An 18,151-nucleotide genomic window follows, 5' to 3' on the forward strand; every position below is an offset into this window, starting at 1 on the left:
GGTTTGTCGTGTCGTCGCTGCTGTGGGGGTCGTGGATGCCGTCGGTGGTCGGACTGCTGGAACAGCGCGAGCTGGGTGCTTGCCGTCGGGTGGACGAGTTGCGGGAGGAAGCGGACCGATTCCAGGCCGAACTGGCCGTGGCCGAGCGGGAAGCAGGAGTGGGCGATTGCCCGCTCGAAGGTCGGCGAGGTGCTGGCCCCGGAGGAGCCCGGGCGCGACCGTGCCCGGGCCGACGGGAGTGTGCGGGCCGCCGAAGGATAGCCGGGAACGGTTGCGCAGGCGGCGAAGCCGAAGTCGCAGGTGCCCATGTGGTGTGAGGGGCTGGCCTGGTCGGCGCTGCCGGTGGACTATCAGCGCGTCGTGCAGTTGGGGGCGGACCGGGCCCGGCTCGGTCAGGGGCCGGTGACCTGCCAGGAGATGGCCGCCGCCTTCGGCATGGACGTGGTGCCGGCCCGTGTGGAGGCGCTGCGGTCGAAGGCGAGACGCCTGGTCGCGCGCGGCTGGCTGGCAGAGCCGGCTGCGGGCCGGTTCACGCCCGCCCGCGGTGTGGCCCAGCCAGGCGGCGGCTCATGACCGTGGTCATCGACCAAAGGATCATCGCCTCGGCACTGGCGGTGCGGCGCTCGAAGTCGCGGACCAGGCGGCGGCTGCGCATCAGGTGGGCGAAGAGACGCTCGACGATCCACCGCTTGGCCTTATTTCACTCGAAGGGGTGATATGTGATGTTGATTCCCTAATGGATCAGTATGATCCCCTGGTAGTGAAGCGAGTGCGGGAAAGGGGAGCGATAGGTGCGTAGGGGAGTAGCAGGTGCCTAGGGGGGCCGAGTCCCGAGCCGGCGCCGCAGCCGAGTTCCGAGCCGCCGACGAGACCACGGACCCGATCGCCTTCTGCCCGCTGGACGTGCTACGCGAGACCATGGAGAGCGTCGCCGAGGCGGGCCGCGTGTTCTCCGCCGGGCTCGCCGCCATCGAGCCTGCGACGCTCCCCACCTCCCTGGGGCAGTCGCTGACCTCCGTGATCGAGGCCAACGGCGCTCTGTTCGAGCAACTCACCAGGTTCTCCCGGCGCTCCGCCCAACCGGCCTCCTCACAGACCACCCGGGACGGCGCGCCGGGCGCGGCGCCCGGCGCGCACGCCGTGGTGCTGCGAGGTAGCCCCGGGGAGACAATTGCGGGGGCCTTCCTCCTGGAGAACGTACGGGACGAAGCCATCACTGCGACCCCGCTGCCCACCGCGTTCGTCGACCCGTCGGGGGCCCGGGTCGACGTCGAACTTCGACTGGAACCAGCACAGTTGGCGCTTGGCCCCGGTGAACAGGCCGTGGTCGCTGTGGAGGTGGTCGTCCCGGACCGGCTGACTGCCGTCGGTGAGGTCAGGGGCGCGGTCCATGTGCCGGGTCTCACCGCCTCCATCGTGCCGGTCGTCATCACCGGATGAGCGACCGGGCGCGGGGCGCGCAGTCCCCCGGGGCGATGTCGGATCTCCTCGACTGTCTGGGCGTCGGCGGACGGTGGCCACGCAGACTGGTCCCGCTGGCGATCTGGTTCGGGTTCGGCGCCGCGATGGTCGGGGTTGTCGCCGTGCAGGCGTGCGTCGAGTGGGCGGTCGGTGTCCCGGCCGTCGGCATCGTCTGTGCGGCCGTGGTGATGTGGGGGGTGTGGTCGATATGGCACAGCCACCTCTTCGGCAAGCACCGCGAGGCCATTCTCGCCGCAGCGCTGGAGTATCCGTACCGGCGCGCGTTCTTCCAGGACATCTTCCCCGGCATCACCATCGGCTTCAGCCAGATGCTGCGGCCTGCGTGGAACGGGCAGAACCTGCGTGCGGGCCTGTTTCCCCGGCTGCCCGGGACCGCGTCTGCCTGGCTCGTGCAGTCCGCGGGGCTGGTGGTGCTCCTCGGTTCGGCCGTTCTGTTCGTGGGCGCCTGGCGGGTGCTGGGCGCTGCCCGTGTCGGGTTCGCCTCGGAGTTCCGCGACCCGGATCTGTTCGAACCGGTACAGCGCGGTCCGTACGGCCGAGTGCGCCATCCGCTGTTCTGGTCGGGGATCGGCGTCTCGTGGTCATTCGCGTTGCTGGCGCCCACCACGGCGGGCATGGCCCTCGCCGTGGTGAACACCCTGTACGGCCTGGTCTACAACGTGCTGGAGGACCGGCGCCTTGCCAAGGTGCTCGGCGACCGGTACACCGACTACTCGCGTCAGGTGCCTTGGATCATTCCGGCCCGCCGGTCACCCGAGTCCCGCGACTCCCACCACCCCCACCATTTGCGCAACTCCTACGGCTCCTGCCTGGAGGCGTCGGCGCAACTGCAGGACCGGGAGGTGTAGAAGTGGTCGCGCCAGGTGTGCCGGGCGTCCTGGCGGTCGGTCAGGTGACGGACTGTCGCCTCGTTGCAGCCGGCATCGTCCGGAGTCACGCACACGTTGGCGACGTGGTCGCGGCAGCCGCGCACCCACAGGGTCAGCTCCAGCGCCCGGCGCCCACCCGGTGGCCCGGTGTCGGGCATTCGGATCACCGCGGTCAGGTCGCCACGGCCCATGCTGTCGATCTCGGCGGTGGACGGAGCCCCCTTGGCGAGACCGGCGTCGGGCCCGGTGGCCGCGACGAGGAAGGCGCGGTGCTGGAGCGAGTGGTTGCGCACTACGAAACGCACCCTCAGTACTCCGCCGCAGCCGACCGTTGCATGTACCGGCGGCAGTCGGCGTGGCAGCCAGCCGGGCTCGCCCCGTTCCTCCTCGCAGGCCCAGCCGTGACTGCGGCAGCCTGCCCCGGCCTCGGGCTCGTAGGACAGGCATGAGCAGGTCAGGGGCGCGCAGTGGCCCGCGCCGCCCCATGGGAACAGGAGCCTGCCGAGCACCCCGGCCGCGTCGCGCCATCCCTGGCGGTCCTGGCCCCGGTACTCCCGGCCGTGCCGGTCGTCGGCCCGTCGTCGGCTTGCCGTCGTACTCATGGGGGTCCCTCCGCCGCTGGGTCGTGCTGCTCTGCCGCCGTGTCGTCCTGCTCTGCCGTCGGGTGATCCGCCCGGCCCCCGCGGCGCCGTTCCCTCTCGCCGCCGATGGTCACGCTCACCGGGATCCGCGCTCCCTCCAGCTCCCACAGCCCGTGGTAGCCGCGGGTGGACTGGGCCCGCCGGTCCAGTTGCAGCTCGGCCGTGGCGGTGCCGTACGCGCCCGGTTCTACGGGGCCGTCGAGACCGGTGATCACCAGGCGCGCCGTGCCGCCGTAGCGGTCGGCCAGGGTGTCCCCGGCCTCCTCCAGACGGCTCCTCCCGGTCTCCCGCATCCGGATCTCCGGCATGCGCAGCATGTCTCCGATAGCTGCTTCCAGCGCACCGTTCTGCAGCAGACCGACCCCGTACGCGCGGCGCGGGACGTATGGCGTGTTGCCGGTGTTGTGGAACGTGATGTCCACCCTGCCGGTGCCGCCCGCCGGCAGGTCGAACTGCAGGGTTGCGGGCTGCACCGAGAGCTCTTGCCGTTCGGCCACGGCGATGACGGCGGCCAGGTCCCCGCCCTCGGTGACGATCCTCGCCGGGTACCGGCCGGGCGGCGTGGTGGGGCTCAGTACCAACCGAAGCAGTGTCGTCCCGGTGCCGACCGGGGCGGACAGCAGCCGGTAGCTCAGCTCAGCGTCGTCACAGGCCACCGAGACGCGGCCCCTGGCTGTGGGAGGCACGGCCACAATCGCCTCCGCCGCGTCGGGCGGCCCGGCGAACACCACGGGGGACGGGTCGTTGGTCACGGCGACCCGTCCTCGGGCGGCAGAGGACGCAGCACCGGACGCTCCCTCGGGGGCTCCGTCTGCTCCGCAGGGTTGGGCCGGAACGGCTCGGTGATCATCTGCGCCTCACCGGTCAGGCGCACGGCGAACAGCTGGAGCCCCAGTAGCGATACCCGGACGGTGAAATCCGTCGGGAAATGCGCCCGTACATCGGGGACGCGCGTGATCGACAGCCGTACGTCCACGGGTTCCAGGGCGATCGGATCGAGGCCCACGCTGATCTTCGGCAGTTCCGTCACGCCGACGGACAGGGGATCGATCCCGACCGCGAGTTTCGGTAGTCGGTCGACAGAAATGTTGAAGTCGTGGGGGACCCCGTCGATCGTGATCGGACCGATCGGGCCTTCTACCTTGGTGCGCAACGGCTGCGGGATGTCGACACCCACATTGGCTCCCCTGACGCGGCTTCGGGGCCCGCCCGGCAGGCAGCAGCACGCCGGGAGAAAGCGCCCATCTCACCATCAGGCTACCCAACAAGGTGCGTTCCTTGCATAACATCCGAGATATTGGCATTGGTACCGGCACGACCTGCACTGGCAGCGACCAACGGCGGCTCGACCGGCTCCTGCGAGGCGCCGCCGTACGGCTGACCCGGTTTCCCACTCTCGCGCTGCTCGGCGCGGGATGCGCCGTCGCTTTCCTGGCCGCCCTGCTGCTGCGCCCCGCGGCCTGTCCGCGGATCGTGCGCGTCTACTTCGAACGGGCGGGAGGCGGTGTAGTCAAGGTTGGTCAGCTGCTCGCGACCCGCTACGACCTCTTGCCGCCCGCGTACTGCGAGGAACTGGCCCGGCTGCTCGACGGGCTGCGCCCGGTGCCCGCGGAGCGGATCCGCGGGCGGGTCGAGGCGTCCCTGGGGAGGCGCGTCGAGGAGCTGTTCGCGGAATTTGAGGACGAGCCCCTGGGCACCGCGTCCCTGGCCCAGGTGCACGGCGCGGTCCTGCGGTCCGGTGAGCCCGTGGTCGTCAAGGTGCTCAAACCCGGTGTCGCCCGGCTCGTCACGATGGACATGTGGTTCGTACGGGCCGTGGCCCGGCTTCTCGACAGGGTGCCGCCCTTCATGGACCTGCGCATCGGGACCGCCGCGCGCGAGCTGAGCCGACTGGCGGTCGCTGAACTCGACCTGGAGCGCGAGGCGACCCACCTCTCCTTCTTCCACACGGCGCTGGCCGGGGACGAGCTTCCGCACCACGCGCCGGCACCGTACCGACACCTGTGCTCCGCCGAGGTGCTCACCATGGAACGAATCAACGGGGTGACGGTTCGACAGATCCTGTCCGCCCTGCACCACGACGACCGGGAGCGGCTGACGGCGTGGGCGCAGCGCGGCATCACCGCGCAGGGCGTGGCCCGCCTGGTGTTCCGGTCGGTGCTCGAACAGTCCACGCGGCACCGCATGTTCAACGCCGACCCGCATCCGTCCAACCTGATCGTAAGCGACGGCGGGCGGCTGAACTGGATCGACTTCGGTCTAGTCGGTTGGATGGACGAGAGGCAGTGGTCGCTCCAGCTTCGGCTGCGCAGGGCGTTCGTACGGGGTGAGGTGCACGGCGCCTATCGGCTCTTCCTGGAGTCGGTCGGGCCACTCCCCGGTCGTGACCTGCGAAGCTTTGAGGCCGAGATGAAAGAGGCGATCCGCTCCTACATCGTGGCAGCCCGCGATCCCGGTACGCCCATGAACCGGCGCAGCACAGGTGCCTTCCTGATGAGCACACTGGGCGCGCTGCGCCGGCACCGGTTGCCGATGAGCACCGACGTGATGCAGTTGTACCGCGCGATCCTGGTCGCGGACATGGTAATGCTGCGGCTGGACCCGGGCATCGACTGGCTATCGGAGATGGACGACTTCCTGGTGCGGTACGTGGCCGAGCAGACCCAGGAGACAATACGGGCCGGCGCCCAGGACCCGTCGGGCCTGGCGGCACTGCTGAGCGCGCCCTCGACGATGACCGCGGGCTGGGAGTGGCTTGATCTACGGCTCCTGCTGGGGCCGGAGCGGGCCGCGCCGCCGCCGCCCAGTGCTGCCAACGAGCTGGCGCACGGTCTGGTACGTCTGGTGCTGCTGACCGGGCTTGCCGCGCTCGCCGCGGTGCTCGCGCTGGCGGTGGGGCTGGTGACCGCGCCGGGCTGGCCGGTCGCGGTATGGGTGACCGATCACTGGGTGCGAGCGTTGACGCTGTTGGCGGCGACCAATGTGGTGCTGCGGCAGTGGGCCAGGAGGTTCGTCGGATGACCGGTCACGATGAGACGCCGCTGCCACGGCTGGTGGTCACCCCCGTGGAACCGCCCCGCCTGGACGTCCGCTGGATCGGCGCGATGGCGGAGCGCGCCGCGGCTGCCGCCCTGGAACTGAACAAGGCCATGCTGACCGAGGCTGCCCGAACGGCGGGTCGGCTGGCACGCGGCGCGGTCCGTTCCTGAAGGGCCGGCTCCAGGTCGTACCGGGCAGTCGTCGCGAGGAGGTTCGTTTGACTTGGTCATTTCCCTGAAGAAACCCTCTACCACCTGGGCCGGGTTGAAAGGGCCGGGATGATCGAGCTCTGGGGGTGGCGTCCCCGGTACCTGAGAGGTGGTCATGTCCGCCGGTGCTGGCGTGGTTCAGGTACCAGCTACAGCGGCAGCCTGGGTGACGGCTGTGTGGAGGTCACGGTCTCCGAAGCGGTCCTCTGCGGGTGGGACTTGATGGACGTGACGCGTCCTCACTTCGTGATCGGGCGCGAACGGGGAGCGACGCGTGGAGTTTGTGGCGGAGCTCGGAGCCCGCACCGGTGTCGTCCGGCGGTTCAGGGGTGGGTCACTGGTCCTGCATGCAGTGTGCGGCCCCTCGCCCAGCGTGCTGCCGCCGTGGTCAGCCAGGCGGTGGCCGAGTGGCCGGGGAGGGTGACGCGGCGGAGTGACACGGTGGTGTGTGCGGCAGTACGGGTGATGCCTACGGTCAGGCCCGCAGGTGGCAGCGCGGGCGGGATCGCGAGCACCCCGATGTCCGGAGGCAGATGGCGTCGAGCGCGACCGCAGCCCGCGCACACCGGCCCGTCGTCGCGCCACAGCTCGGTGACGGTCGTCGGCGCCCGGTGGGCGAGCCCGCCGATCAGGAGGTCACAGCGGTCGGCCAGCCGCTCCGGGGAGCGGTCACCCAGCCAGGCGTCGACGGCCAATTGCTGTCGCCAGAAGCGTCGTCGTAGCAGCCCTTGGACGCGCTGGTGCGTCGGCTCCGGCGCAGGGCGCCGCCGCGGCAGGACGATCCAGCCCACCAGGGAGAGGTTTCCGGCTGTGCCCGCGCCTGGAAGGGTGGGTTCGTGACGGCGCAGATCCACGGTCACGCCGATCCGCCGCTGTCCCGACATCGCTGCGACAGCGGACACGACGTGCGCGAACCGCGAAGCGGGCGGGTGGTGCGGGGCGTGCCCGGTGGTCACGTCGTCCATGGCGATCAGCGCGACGGCGTCAGTGGCTTGAGCGGCATCAGTGGTGTTGGCGGTGGGGGCGCCGGTGTCGAGGGCCGTCCTGAGCGGGCGCAGCAGCGGTGTCGTGGCGGGCAGCGCGGCGCGCAGGGCGTCCCAAACGCCGCTCTCACCCTGTGCGCGCAGGGCCCCCCAGGCGTCCGCTGGGGAGGCCGGGCCCTGCGCCCCGGCAGGTAGCCGGACGCACTGGCAGCCACGGTCCGCGTCGGCGCCAAGCAGGCCCGCGTGCTGCAACCCGTCGAGCACCGCCTCCTGGCAGGTGCGGGCATCGCCCGCCAGATGACTCCAGCGGACGACGACCACCGTTGGATCGTCGCTCGCTCTGGCCAGGTCCCAGGGGCCTGCCGAACCCGGGGAGTGGTCCAGCGTGTGCGGTCCGAGCACCGCCGGAAGGCGTCGCACCACCTCAAGACGGCGTGCGCGGTTGCCGACCTCGCGGACCGGGGCCGTTGTGCCCGCGCGGATGAGGGCTTCCAGTACGGCGTCCGCGCGGGCGACGGTCGTACAGCGAAGAAGGACCGTCACGTCACTGTCGGCGGCGGCGTTCAGCCGGGAGAGAAACACTTCCGAGGGTCGGGTCGGCACCGTGTCACCAGCGGATCACAGGCAGCCGTCGCGGCAGAGAGGTGATCAACCCGGCGGGCCTGGGGTCGGGTGCACGCAGCAGCTCCGCCTCCCGCCACAGGAGCATCAGAGCCTCTCGGCCCACCGTCATGCCCAACCGGGCGCCCACACAGTAGTGGGCCCCGGTGCCGAGCCCGGGGTATTCGTCGGGGTCGAGATGGGTCGGGCCGTCCGTCAAGGGCCGGAAGTAACCGGGCAGCCCGTGCCGCTCGTTGGAATGCTGGTGAGCCAGCGGCGGTGCCACGACGAACGTCTCCGCGGACGCCGAGTGGCATGGTCTCCGCTGCCGCCGTTTCGCCTGCTCGTCCGCCTTGAAGACGCGTCTGACCACGAGGTTGACGGCCGGGCGCACCCGGAAGGACTCGCACAGCAACACCTCTGCCCGCCGCGAGTTCACGGAGTCCGGGACGCCGGGCAGCCCGGCCGTCGTAGTCGTACCGGCGTCCACGACATGCGTGTACGCCCACAGCAGGGTGTGGGCTGGTGGCTCGGTGCCCGCGAACAGCACCGTCGCCAGATAGCCCACGGCCTCTTGCACAGGCATCACGCCGTCGGCCGTCCGGCTCCGTAGCCGGGCGGCCAGACCGCCTTCGGCGCAAGGCCCGTGCAGGAGGCTCTCCAGCCAGCCGTACCAGCGGGCAAGTACGGTACGCAGGCGTCCCGCCGGGGTGAACGGCAGTCCGGGCCCGCCGACTGCGATCAGCGGGTTCGACAGCAATCTCGTCCACGCGTCAAACCAGTGCAGGACCCGCCGGATGGCCGTGCCGTCGAGCCGTACGCCCACCACAGCCGCTGCGGTGGTGTGCAGGAAGAGGGCGCGGGCGAATACGGTCAGGTCGACGATCCGGCTGCTGGGGTCGGTCGCCAGCCGCTCGGCCGTCGCGAGCCCCGCGCGCACCACCTGGAGGTCGACGGCACCCGTCGGCCCGCTGCGGATCACGGCGCGGCGCACCGATCGGTGCTCGTCGGGCGGCGCGCCCGGCAGCCCGCCCATGGCGTAGTAGGTGGGGTGGCCGACCAGGCCGAGTGGGAGGACGCCCAGGTCGGCCCACATCGACCGGGAGCCGATGACATGCCTGGCCCACTCCGGCGACCGGCCGATGTGCCAGGTGGCCCCGGCCAGCGAGAAGCTGATGACCTCGTGCCCACCGAACAGCGGCGCCAGGTCGAGCACCGACCGGCGCAGTCCGCGTGCCACTCGAAGGGGTGAGACGGGCTTCGACAGGAAGACCTTCTCGCCGTGCCCCGTGGTGGCGGGCAGCGACACCTCTTTCATGCGGCGGGGGGAGCGGGCGGGCCTGTCGGGTCCAAGCCCGGCTCGGCCGCGGACCGGTGGGCGTCGGTGTCCTCGTCGTGGGCCGGTCGGCCGGCCCGCCTCGGTCCGCACTCCTCGGTCAGATCCCGTACGACGGACGCCAGGTCGCGCAGTAACACGGCGTTGGCGCTGAAGAACGCCGTCACCGCGTTCCCCGGCAGCGCCACGGGGTCGGGATCACGGTCCAGTTCGTTGGCGAAGGTCTGCGAGGCGTGGGCGACACTGCGCGCTGCCCCGGCGGCTGCACGTTTCGCCAGTCCCGCCGGACCGTGCTCCCCATTGCCCTCGGCTGCCGTCCCGGCCATCCCCACACTCCCTTTTCGTGGCTGACTCTTCGTGGGCGATACGAGTGATATGCATCGTCATGCGGGATATATCGCATGTCAGTGTGGCTCCGTGGACCGCTGTCGCCCGAGCCGCCGTACGTCCGGCACCAGTCCGGCCACGCTCTGTTGGTAGTCCCGGTACGACGCGTGGACGCGGCGGCACCGGGCGTCCTCCAGTACCTGGTACACCGGCAGTACGGCCGCGTTCGCCAGTGCCGTACCAAGCGGTCCCGGAGTGCAGAAGAACACCCCGATACCCAGAGAGGTCACCACGCCTCCGACGAACAGCGGGTGCCGAAGCCAGCCGTAGACGCCCACTGTCACCAAAGGCCGTGACTCGGGCCGGATTCGGTACTCGCTCAGGAACAGTGCCCGGGAGACACCCAGCGAGCGGAGTGCGATATGGATCACCGTGGCGCCCGCCGCCACCACGCACAGCCCGACGGCGACCGGCACGGGGCGCAACTGGCCGAATCCCCCGTCGCACGCCCCGACCAGCCCTGGCCGTGCCATCTGGGCGAAGTTCCACGAGACGCCGGGCGCCACCTGGCGGAAGAAGGCGCGTCGGTACGGGAGAGGAGACGCCGCCGTGGCCGCACGCGCATGGTCCCTTGGAAACACGTAGCCGAGCCAGATGAGCCAGGGAATCCACAGAAGGAGTTCCACCACATACGTGCGATCGCCGAAAGGAAGTGCGATTGCATAGCCGCCGACGGTAAAGACAGCCGAAAGGAAGAAAATGTATCCCACGAGGGTGAGCCGTTGACGGAGCGAGACACGCCACCCGAGCGCGGCCAACACGTCATTCACCGTTTTTCACGTCCGAATCGTCGTCCAATCCTACCCGCCAATCCAGAAGGCGTTGATGAACGGAGGGCGGAGGGATGGCGCAGGCGTCGCGGGTGCCGAACCAGCGGTGCCGGTTGCGCGCGACCCACCGGTACACGGCGTCCCGTGGCCGGACTGGCATCGCGCCGATCACCATGGCGATGCGCCATGGCCAGCGCAGATAGCGGGCGCACCGGGCCACCGCGGCTGATCGTGTGTACACCTGCCCGCCTTCGATTACGTACATGGTCTCGTCGTCGACGGCGATGACTCCATGGCGCTCCAGCATGCGAACTGCCGCGTCCGACCGCAGCGCGGCGAACCGCAGCACCGCGACCGATTCGTGCTCGATGATCCACGGAACGAGCAGGGAACACATCACACACGTGGCATCGAACAAAAGGACCGCTTCGTCGGCGAGCGCGTCTTTCCCTCGACTCATTCCCCGGAGCGTAGAGCACAACTCGCATGCATTTCACAGTTGTTCGAGCGAATTCCCTAATTCGAAGGATTTGGGCCCCGCCGATGGTTGACGGCAGTGAACCATTTCCCCCAGGCCAGGCAGGCGGGTGAAGCCCCTGAACGATGTGTTCTCGTGAAGGAGTTCGGGACCCTACGAGGCACTCCGGACCCCGGCTCGCGATACCGGTGAACCAGCAGTGGCTCGGATGACCACCCGCTGCCGATCACGCCCACGACCGGCACGAGCACCCCAATCCTCCGCCCACACAAGCCCCATGACCTGCACATTCAGAATGACCGTCTAAAAGACGGCGAAGGGCCTCGTGACCTGGCGTTTCTCCCACCCCTCGCATCGACAGCGACGGCGAGCAGCTACCCGTCCCGCGCTATCCGCTATGACAGTCGGAGACGCGGTGAGGGCCATGATGCGCGAACCTGCGTCCGGAGTGAGTGGGAGTGGGCTCGTGGATGGGAGCTGGTCGTGGCAGCCTGTTCCGCCCGAAGAGGGGGATGGACTGCTGGTCGTGACGCTCGTTTGAGGCTCTGGGTGCCCGCACGCGGGACGGCGAGCCGGAAAATAGGTCCTGATCTGGCCTTTTCCGAGGATCGTTCAGGCCGACATCGTTCCGATGACGGATCACGTGATGTGTCCTGTCACTCAAAGCCTCCGAGCCCGGCCAGAAGTCCCAGGAAAGTCCCAGAGGCGCCCACGCGTCCCGTCCTGACCCGCATTTCTGCAGGTCAGGAGGGGTTTTATGATACTTTTTCTTAGAACCTTCAGATGTCCCGGAAGATCTCGATCTGCGCCCCCACCGAGTTGAGCCGCTCCGCCAGATCCTCGTACCCCCGGTTGATGACGTACACGTTCCGCAGTACGGACGTGCCCTCCGCCGACATCATCGCCAGCAGGATCACCACGGCCGGCCGCAGCGCGGGCGGGCACATCATCTCGGCGGCCCGCCAGCGCGTCGGGCCCTCGACCAGCACCCGGTGCGGGTCGAGAAGCTGGAGACGGCCACCGAGGCGGTTCAGGTCGGTGAGATAGATCGCGCGGTTGTCGTAGACCCAGTCGTGGATGAGGGTCTTGCCCTGGGCCGACGCCGCGATGGCCGCGAAGAACGGCACGTTGTCGATGTTCAGGCCCGGGAACGGCATCGGGTGGATCTTGTCGATCGGCGCCTCCAGCTTGGAGGGCCGGACCGTCAGGTCGACCAGCCGCGTACGGCCGTTGTCCGCGAAGTACTCGGGCGTACGGTCGTGATCGAGCCCCATCTCCTCCAGGACCGCCAGCTCGATCTCCAGGAACTCGATCGGCACCCGGCACACGGTCAGCTCGGACTCCGTGACGACCGCCGCCGCCAGCAGGCTCATCGCCTCGACCGGGTCCTCGGAGGGCGAGTAGTCCACGTCGACGTCGATGTTCGGCACACCGTGCACGGTGAGCGTCGTCGTGCCGACGCCCTCGATCCGTACGCCCAGCGCCTCCAGGAAGAAGCACAGGTCCTGGACCATGTAGTTGGAGGACGCGTTACGGATGACGGTCACGCCGTCGTGCCGGGCGGCGGCGAGCAGCGCGTTCTCGGTGACGGTGTCCCCGCGCTCGGTCAGCACGATCGGGCGCCCGGGGGAGACGGAACGGTCGACACGGGCGTGGTAGAGCCCCTCCGTCGCCGCGATGTCCAGCCCGAAGCGGCGCAGCGCGATCATGTGCGGCTCGATGGTCCGGGTGCCGAGGTCGCAGCCGCCCGCGTACGGCAGCCGGAAGCTGTCCATGCGGTGCAGCAGCGGGCCGAGGAACATGATGATCGAGCGGGTCCGGCGGGCGGCCTCGGCGTCGATGGCCGCCATGTCCAGCTCGGCCGGCGGCACGATCTCCAGATCGACACCGTCGTTGATCCACCGCGTGCGTACGCCGATCGAGTTCAGCACCTCCAGCAGGCGGTACACCTCTTCGATGCGGGCGACCCGACGCAGCACCGTGCGGCCCTTGTTGAGGAGCGAGGCGCACAGCAGCGCGACACACGCGTTCTTGCTGGTCTTGACGTTGATGGAACCGGACAGCCGACGCCCGCCGACCACGCGCAGGTGCATCGGACCCGCGTAGCCCAAGGAGACGATCTCACTGTCGAGAGCTTCACCGATTCGAGCGATCATCTCAAGGCTGATGTTTTGATTGCCGCGCTCAATGCGATTGACCGCGCTCTGACTGGTGCCGAGCGCCTCGGCAAGCTGCGTCTGTGTCCAGCCCCGGTGCTGCCTGGCGTCACGAATGAGCTTGCCGATACGTACGAGGTAGTCGTCTGCCATGAGGTTGAGGTTATCTCAGATATGAGATGCCGCCCGCTGGGGAGTCCGGGCGGGTGACGTATCGTCAGCGGACCCTGGGGAACGGGCGCGGGCGTTGTCAGTGGGCCCTCGTACAGTCGGTCCTGTGTGCCTTCACGGCATGCGCGAGTCCAGGGAGGAGGGCGGCGCACTGGTGGCCGAGTGGGACGGCGCGGCGGACCAGTACGAGATCACCGTGCGGCGGGTCGAGGCCTGACTCGTAACCGGCGGACCGGAATCAGGCGCGGGCGATAGGTTGCCCGTCATGGCTGAACTGGGGTCCGTCACCTGGCCGCCCGTCCCGATCAGGACCGAGCGGCTCGTGCTGCGCGAGTCCGAGTCCGGGGACCGTGCGGCGTTCGTCGAGTTGTTCGCCTCGGCGGAAGTGCGCACTTACCTCGGTGGTCCTCGACCCCGTGACGAGCTCGAACGCGCGTTGCCTGAACTGCCCGGGCGGCGCCCCGGCCTTTTCGTGATCGAGCTCGACGGGGCGATGATCGGCACGGTCACGCTCGACCGGCGTGACGCGGAGCGTCCGGGGCGTGTACGTCCGGAGGGCGGGGAGGCGGAGCTCGGCTACATGTTTCTGCCGGAGGCGTGGGGACGCGGGTATGCCGCCGAGGCGTGCTCGGCGGCGCTCGGCTGGTTCGCCGACGCGTTTCCCGGCGAGCCGGTGGTGCTCTGCACCCAGACCGCCAACGACCGCTCGATGCGCCTCGCGGCGAAGCTGGGGTTCACCGAGGTGCGACGGTTCGAGGAATGGGGGGCCGAGCAGTGGTTCGGTGTGTGCGTCACGTCTCGCTAGGATGCCCTGATCATGGGCATGATCGCAGCGAACGAGATGATCGCGGTCCCGCCGGGGCAGGTCACGCTGTCGGACCGGCGGACGCAGCGGAGTTGGACGGTCGAGCTCGCGCCCTATCGGCTTGCGGCATTCCCGGTCACCCAGTCGCTGTACGCACAGGTCACGGACCAGCGGCCGAGTGCCGCCCACGGGGACCGGTTGCCCGTCGAGTGCGTTTCCTGGTGGGACGCGGTGCGGTTCTGCAACACCCTGTCCCGGCGTGACGGGTTCACGCCCGCCTACCACTTCCCTGACGACGGCGAAGGGGGCGAAGGCATCGAGTGGGACGCGTCCGCCGACGGGTACCGCCTGCCGACCGAGGCCGAATGGGAGCATGCCTGCCGCGCCGGCACGACCGGGCCGCGGTACGCGCCGCTCGATGAGATCGCCTGGCACCGCGGCAACTCGCACGAGCGGATCCACGACGTGGGTGGCAAACAGCCCAACTCATGGGGTCTTCACGACATGCTCGGCAACGTCTGGGACTGGTGCTGGGACGTCTACGACGCCGAGGTCTACGGAACCTACCGGGTGCTCCGCGGCGGCGGTTGGTTCGACGAGCACTGGAGCTGCCGCGCCTCCGCGCGCCGCCGCAGCCATCCGACCTTCCAGGTCGACGACGTGGGGTTCCGCGTCGCGCGCTCCACCGGCTAGAACTCCGGGAGACCCGGGTCACCGGTTTTGGCCACGGCCACTCTGGCGGCTCGCTCGACTTCGCGCACCGGGCCTCCCAATAGGCCGCGTCGCGCTGTGGAGTGGCGTACCGGGCTGTTGTGCCTGTCGCCCACGCAACGGCACCTGTTTCCCCGGCATCGTCCCACCCCGCAGCCACGCCGTCCGCTCGCCACCGCCCGGTACCAGCCCCCGAAGCGACACTCACCGCGCAACCGGCGGACGTGCATACCGGAGCGACACGCTGTCCGGCACCCCGGTGGGCCAAGTGAGACAGGTCAAGGGCAGCCGGGCATGACCATCCGCCGCCCATGTACTAGAGTTATCTCGACATCGAGATATCTACCCAGACGTGCCGCAGTCGCCAGCTCAGTAAGGCTTGCCTAACTTAGCCTCACCTTAGCGGATCGGCCAAGTAGTCGTGGCGGCAGGATGCGGTGGAACGCGCACATCAATGAAGGAGACTGTCGTGTCGGCGAACAGCTTCGACGCCCGTAGCACGCTCAGCGTGGGCGACGAGTCGTACGAGATCTTCCGGCTGGACAAGGTGGAAGGCTCGGCTCGCCTTCCGTACAGCCTGAAGGTGCTGCTGGAGAACCTGCTCCGTACCGAGGACGGCGCGAACATCACCGCCGACCACATCCGGGCCCTCGGCGGCTGGGACTCGCAGGCGCAGCCCAGCCAGGAGATCCAGTTCACGCCGGCCCGCGTGATCATGCAGGACTTCACCGGCGTGCCCTGTGTCGTGGACCTCGCGACCATGCGCGAGGCCGTCAAGGCGCTCGGCGGTGACCCGGCGAAGGTCAACCCGCTCTCCCCGGCCGAGATGGTCATCGACCACTCCGTCATCGCCGACAAGTTCGGCACGGCGGAGGCCTTCGGCCAGAACGTCGAGCTGGAGTACGGCCGCAACAAGGAGCGCTACCAGTTCCTGCGCTGGGGCCAGACCGCCTTCGACGACTTCAAGGTCGTCCCGCCGGGCACCGGCATCGTCCACCAGGTCAACATCGAGCACCTCGCCCGTACGATCATGGTGCGCAACGGCCAGGCCTACCCGGACACCCTCGTCGGCACCGACTCCCACACCACCATGGTCAACGGCCTCGGTGTGCTCGGCTGGGGCGTCGGCGGTATCGAGGCCGAGGCCGCGATGCTGGGCCAGCCCGTCTCGATGCTCATCCCGCGCGTCGTCGGCTTCAAGCTCATCGGCGAGCTGACCCCCGGCACCACCGCCACCGACCTCGTGCTGACCATCACCGAGATGCTCCGCAAGCACGGCGTCGTCGGCAAGTTCGTCGAGTTCTACGGCGAGGGCGTGGCCGCCACCTCCCTCGCGAACCGCGCCACCATCGGCAACATGTCGCCGGAGTTCGGCTCCACCGCCGCGGTCTTCCCGATCGACGGCGAGACCATCAAGTACCTCAAGCTCACCGGCCGCTCGCCGCAGCAGCTCGCGCTCGTCGAGGCGTACGCCAAGGAGCAGGGCCTCTGGCTGGACCCGTCCGCCGAGCCCGACTTCTCCGAGAAGCTGGAGCTCGACCTCTCGACGGTCGTCCCCTCCATCGCCGGCCCGAAGCGCCCGCAGGACCGTATCGTCCTCGCGAACGCCGCCGAGCAGTTCAAGGTCGACGTCCGCAACTACGTCGCCTCCGTGGACGAGGCCGGCCAGGAGTCCTTCCCGGCCTCCGACTCCCCGGCCGTCGCCCCGAACGGCGCCCCGTCCAACCCGGTCACCGTGACCGCCCCCGACGGTTCGACGTACGAGATCGACCACGGCGCGGTGACGGTCGCGGCCATCACCTCCTGCACCAACACCTCGAACCCGTACGTCATGGTCGCCGCCGCGCTGGTGGCCAAGAAGGCGGTTGAGAAGGGGCTGACGCGGAAGCCCTGGGTCAAGACCACCCTCGCGCCCGGCTCCAAGGTCGTCACCGACTACTTCGACAAGGCGGGGCTCACCCCCTACCTCGACAAGGTCGGCTTCAACCTCGTCGGCTACGGCTGCACCACCTGCATCGGCAACTCCGGCCCGCTGCCGGACGAGGTCTCCAAGGCCGTCAACGACCACGACCTGGCCGTGACCTCGGTGCTCTCCGGCAACCGCAACTTCGAGGGCCGGATCAACCCCGACGTCAAGATGAACTACCTGGCGTCCCCGCCGCTGGTCGTCGCGTACGCCCTCGCGGGTTCCATGAAGGTGGACATCACGCGCGACGCGCTGGGTGTGGACCAGGAGGGCAAGCCGGTCTTCCTGGCCGACATCTGGCCCTCCGAGGCCGAGGTCAACGACGTCGTGGCGAACGCCATCGGCGAGGACATGTTCAGCAAGTCCTACCAGGACGTCTTCGCGGGCGACGCCCAGTGGCAGGCCCTGTCGATCCCCGAGGGCGACACCTTCGAGTGGGACCCGCAGTCGACCTACGTGCGCAAGCCCCCGTACTTCGAGGGCATGACGATGGAGACCACCCCGGTCTCGGACATCACCGGCGCCCGCGTCCTCGCCAAGCTCGGCGACTCGGTCACCACCGACCACATCTCCCCGGCCGGCGCGATCAAGGCCGACACCCCCGGTGGCAAGTACCTCACGGAGCACGGCGTCGAGCGTCGTGACTTCAACAGCTACGGCTCGCGCCGCGGCAACCACGAGGTCATGATCCGCGGCACGTTCGCCAACATCCGCCTGCGCAACCAGATCGCGCCGGGCACCGAGGGCGGCTACACCCGCGACTTCACCCAGCCGGACGCGCCCGTCGCGTTCATCTACGACGCCTCGCGCAACTACATCGAGCAGGGCATCCCGCTGGTCATCCTGTCCGGCAAGGAGTACGGCTCCGGCTCGTCCCGCGACTGGGCCGCCAAGGGCACCGCGCTCCTCGGCGTCAAGGCCGTCATCGCCGAGTCGTACGAGCGCATCCACCGCTCGAACCTCATCGGCATGGGTGTCCTCCCGCTCCAGTACCCGGAGGGTGTCACCGCCGAGTCCCTCGGCCTCACCGGCGAGGAGACCTTCTCCTTCACCGGCGTCGAGGAGCTGAACAACGGCACCACCCCGCGCACGGTCAAGGTGACCACCGACACCGGCGTCGAGTTCGACGCGGTCGTCCGCATCGACACCCCCGGTGAGGCCGACTACTACCGCAACGGCGGCATCATGCAGTACGTGCTGCGCAACCTGATCCGCGGCTAGCCGATCCGGTAACGCGCCTGGGCCGCACTCCCCGTTCTTCGGGCGGGGGTGCGGCCCTTCGCGTGTCCGGGCCGTGTCCGGTCCGTGTCCGGGCGTCGACCGGGTGTACGGCCCCTGTGCGCCAGGCGTTTACATCTTCCCCCTCTGGCGCTAGCTTCGAGAAGGAGTGAGGTGGGAGCGCTCCCACACCGAGCGGACCGGAACCCGTAAAGCGGGAGCCGCTCCCACCTCACCACCCCCCACGCGTCACCCCGTGCACCTCGCGTACCAGTGCACCTCGAACACCTCGCACCTCGCGCACATCCCGTATGGCATTTCACGCGCGCC

The 18,151-nt window shown here is 69.4% G+C and carries 16 protein-coding genes and 1 pseudogene; 8 read left to right on the forward strand and 9 right to left on the reverse strand.

Going from position 1 to position 18,151, the window contains the following annotated elements; genetic code table 11:
- Positions 1 to 35: 35 nt before the first annotated feature.
- The 3 genes and pseudogenes from AOK08_RS00180 to AOK08_RS00190 all read left to right on the forward strand — a co-directional run bounded on the left by AOK08_RS00180 (position 36) and on the right by AOK08_RS00190 (position 2,330).
- Positions 36 to 573, forward strand: a pseudogene (locus tag AOK08_RS00180) (hypothetical protein).
- A gap of 237 nt (positions 574 to 810) precedes the next feature.
- Positions 811 to 1,440: a hypothetical protein gene (locus AOK08_RS00185; protein WP_055522402.1), complete on the forward strand. Its 630-nt coding sequence runs from the start codon at positions 811 to 813 to the stop codon at positions 1,438 to 1,440.
- The gene (locus tag AOK08_RS00190) at positions 1,437 to 2,330 is read left to right on the forward strand and encodes a methyltransferase family protein (RefSeq protein ID WP_079053715.1); all 894 of its coding nucleotides are present in this window, start codon (positions 1,437 to 1,439) and stop codon (positions 2,328 to 2,330) included. The genes AOK08_RS00185 and AOK08_RS00190 overlap by 4 nt, the downstream gene beginning before the upstream one ends.
- Here AOK08_RS00190 and AOK08_RS00195 read toward each other — a convergent pair.
- From AOK08_RS00195 to AOK08_RS44350, 3 genes are read right to left on the reverse strand one after another with little or no spacing between them, the layout of a single operon-like run.
- On the reverse strand, positions 2,279 to 2,953 hold the full coding sequence (locus AOK08_RS00195; protein ID WP_055522404.1) for a hypothetical protein: 675 nt from the start codon (positions 2,951 to 2,953) through the stop codon (positions 2,279 to 2,281). The genes AOK08_RS00190 and AOK08_RS00195 overlap by 52 nt on opposite strands.
- Positions 2,950 to 3,744 carry a hypothetical protein gene (locus AOK08_RS00200; RefSeq protein WP_055522406.1) on the reverse strand — a complete coding sequence of 265 codons (795 nt, stop codon included), beginning with the start codon at positions 3,742 to 3,744 and terminating at the stop codon, positions 2,950 to 2,952. Before AOK08_RS00200 ends, AOK08_RS00195 begins: the two co-directional genes overlap by 4 nt.
- Positions 3,741 to 4,169 carry a hypothetical protein gene (locus tag AOK08_RS44350; RefSeq protein ID WP_055522408.1) on the reverse strand — a complete coding sequence of 143 codons (429 nt, stop codon included), beginning with the start codon at positions 4,167 to 4,169 and terminating at the stop codon, positions 3,741 to 3,743. Before AOK08_RS44350 ends, AOK08_RS00200 begins: the two co-directional genes overlap by 4 nt.
- Positions 4,170 to 4,270: 101 nt before the next feature.
- On the opposite strand from AOK08_RS44350, the gene AOK08_RS00210 reads away from it, so the two are divergent.
- Both AOK08_RS00210 and AOK08_RS00215 read left to right on the forward strand, forming a co-directional pair.
- Positions 4,271 to 6,013 (forward strand): ABC1 kinase family protein, encoded by a 1,743-nt coding sequence (locus AOK08_RS00210; protein ID WP_055522410.1) that lies wholly within the window; start codon positions 4,271 to 4,273, stop codon positions 6,011 to 6,013.
- Complete coding sequence (locus AOK08_RS00215; RefSeq protein ID WP_055522411.1) at positions 6,010 to 6,201, forward strand: hypothetical protein; 192 nt, start codon at positions 6,010 to 6,012, stop codon at positions 6,199 to 6,201. Before AOK08_RS00210 ends, AOK08_RS00215 begins: the two co-directional genes overlap by 4 nt.
- A gap of 362 nt (positions 6,202 to 6,563) precedes the next feature.
- On the opposite strand, the gene AOK08_RS45380 is transcribed toward AOK08_RS00215, so the two are convergent.
- From AOK08_RS45380 to AOK08_RS00245, 6 genes are all read right to left on the reverse strand, one after another.
- Entirely contained in the window at positions 6,564 to 7,826 is a 1,263-nt protein-coding gene (locus AOK08_RS45380) for a hypothetical protein (RefSeq protein ID WP_157876500.1), read from the reverse strand.
- Positions 7,827 to 7,830: 4 nt separating this feature from the next.
- A complete protein-coding gene (locus AOK08_RS00225; RefSeq protein ID WP_157876501.1) occupies positions 7,831 to 9,141 on the reverse strand; it encodes a cytochrome P450 family protein in 1,311 nt (436 codons plus the stop codon).
- Complete coding sequence (locus AOK08_RS00230) at positions 9,138 to 9,485, reverse strand: hypothetical protein (protein WP_055522415.1); 348 nt, start codon at positions 9,483 to 9,485, stop codon at positions 9,138 to 9,140. The genes AOK08_RS00225 and AOK08_RS00230 overlap by 4 nt, the downstream gene beginning before the upstream one ends.
- A 78-nt stretch (positions 9,486 to 9,563) precedes the next feature.
- Positions 9,564 to 10,175, reverse strand: a complete 612-nt coding sequence (locus AOK08_RS00235; protein WP_157876502.1) for a methyltransferase family protein — start codon at positions 10,173 to 10,175, stop codon at positions 9,564 to 9,566.
- A 133-nt stretch (positions 10,176 to 10,308) separates the two neighbouring features.
- On the reverse strand, positions 10,309 to 10,776 hold the full coding sequence (locus tag AOK08_RS00240; RefSeq protein WP_063793972.1) for a thiol-disulfide oxidoreductase DCC family protein: 468 nt from the start codon (positions 10,774 to 10,776) through the stop codon (positions 10,309 to 10,311).
- Positions 10,777 to 11,573: 797 nt separating this feature from the next.
- A complete protein-coding gene (locus AOK08_RS00245; protein WP_055522421.1) occupies positions 11,574 to 13,103 on the reverse strand; it encodes a helix-turn-helix domain-containing protein in 1,530 nt (509 codons plus the stop codon).
- Between the two features lie 283 nt (positions 13,104 to 13,386).
- Between AOK08_RS00245 and AOK08_RS00250 the strand changes: the two genes are divergently transcribed.
- The 3 genes from AOK08_RS00250 to acnA all read left to right on the forward strand — a co-directional run bounded on the left by AOK08_RS00250 (position 13,387) and on the right by acnA (position 17,824).
- A complete protein-coding gene (locus AOK08_RS00250; protein ID WP_055522422.1) occupies positions 13,387 to 13,926 on the forward strand; it encodes a GNAT family N-acetyltransferase in 540 nt (179 codons plus the stop codon).
- Between the two features lie 12 nt (positions 13,927 to 13,938).
- The gene (locus AOK08_RS00255) at positions 13,939 to 14,619 is read left to right on the forward strand and encodes a formylglycine-generating enzyme family protein (protein WP_055522424.1); all 681 of its coding nucleotides are present in this window, start codon (positions 13,939 to 13,941) and stop codon (positions 14,617 to 14,619) included.
- A gap of 487 nt (positions 14,620 to 15,106) precedes the next feature.
- On the forward strand, positions 15,107 to 17,824 hold the full coding sequence (gene acnA, locus AOK08_RS00260) for an aconitate hydratase AcnA (protein ID WP_055522442.1): 2,718 nt from the start codon (positions 15,107 to 15,109) through the stop codon (positions 17,822 to 17,824).
- Positions 17,825 to 18,151 lie beyond the last annotated feature (327 nt).

The organism is Streptomyces graminilatus (assembly GCF_001418565.1).
Taxonomy (GTDB): Bacteria; Actinomycetota; Actinomycetes; order Streptomycetales; family Streptomycetaceae; genus Streptomyces; species Streptomyces graminilatus.

Excerpts from the sequence above, each read along its gene's own strand:
- AOK08_RS00190 (WP_079053715.1), top strand. The coding sequence starts at position 1,437 with ATGAGCGACCGGGCGCGGGGCGCGCAGTCCCCCGGGGCGATGTCGGAT.
- AOK08_RS00195 (WP_055522404.1), bottom strand. The coding sequence starts at position 2,953 with ATGAGTACGACGGCAAGCCGACGACGGGCCGACGACCGGCACGGCCGG.
- AOK08_RS00215 (WP_055522411.1), top strand. The coding sequence starts at position 6,010 with ATGACCGGTCACGATGAGACGCCGCTGCCACGGCTGGTGGTCACCCCC.
- AOK08_RS00225 (WP_157876501.1), bottom strand. The coding sequence starts at position 9,141 with ATGAAAGAGGTGTCGCTGCCCGCCACCACGGGGCACGGCGAGAAGGTC.
- AOK08_RS00230 (WP_055522415.1), bottom strand. The coding sequence starts at position 9,485 with ATGGCCGGGACGGCAGCCGAGGGCAATGGGGAGCACGGTCCGGCGGGA.
- AOK08_RS00240 (WP_063793972.1), bottom strand. The coding sequence starts at position 10,776 with ATGAGTCGAGGGAAAGACGCGCTCGCCGACGAAGCGGTCCTTTTGTTC.
- AOK08_RS00245 (WP_055522421.1), bottom strand. The coding sequence starts at position 13,103 with ATGGCAGACGACTACCTCGTACGTATCGGCAAGCTCATTCGTGACGCC.
- AOK08_RS00250 (WP_055522422.1), top strand. The coding sequence starts at position 13,387 with ATGGCTGAACTGGGGTCCGTCACCTGGCCGCCCGTCCCGATCAGGACC.
- AOK08_RS00255 (WP_055522424.1), top strand. The coding sequence starts at position 13,939 with ATGGGCATGATCGCAGCGAACGAGATGATCGCGGTCCCGCCGGGGCAG.